General features: G+C 48.6%; 2 protein-coding genes. Both read left to right on the top strand.

The window, feature by feature from the left end:
- On the top strand, positions 1–113 hold a 113-nt coding region (locus tag ACWHAR_RS31600), incomplete at its 5' end, for an iron chelate uptake ABC transporter family permease subunit (protein ID WP_452088995.1).
- On the top strand, positions 110–529 hold a 420-nt coding region (locus ACWHAR_RS31595), incomplete at its 3' end, for an alpha/beta hydrolase (RefSeq protein WP_452088994.1). The genes ACWHAR_RS31600 and ACWHAR_RS31595, both read left to right, overlap by 4 nt.

Genomic DNA, 529 nt, shown 5'->3' with positions numbered 1-529 from the left:
GAAAACTGTTTTTTCAGCCCGCAGAAGTGCCCGCAGGCATCATTTTGGCGATCCTCGGAGTTCCTTATTTCTTATATCTGCTTTTCAAGCAAAAAAAGGGGGAGAATGCTTGAAAGGATCTCTTTCAGAACACAAAGCCGGCAACAGGAGGTTCACGCTGTACCTCCCTCCTTCCTACAGCACAGACAGCGGGGGATTTCCTGCTGTTTACGTGCAGGATGGCAGTTCTTTGTTCCAAAACCAAATCGAATTACTAGAAAGCGCCTTTCAACAGCAAAGGCTCCCTGAACTCGTGCTGATCGGTATCGAACCCGAAAACCGGCTTGATGAATACACCCCATGGCCGGCTGCATCACTCAGTGATCGGTTCACGGACTTCGGCGGAATGGGATATCACTATCTGTCTGATATAACGAACCAGTTCATTCCGCTAATCGAAGAAAACTGGAACGTCACCAGGGAACCGCAGTCAAGAGGAATGATCGGTGCCTCATTAGGCGGCCTCATCTCAATGTTCGCCATATTAAAA

Source organism: Bacillus sp. LR--39, from assembly GCF_053613335.1.
Note: the sequence above shows the minus strand (reverse complement) of the source record. Positions and strands in the feature narration are given on the sequence as shown.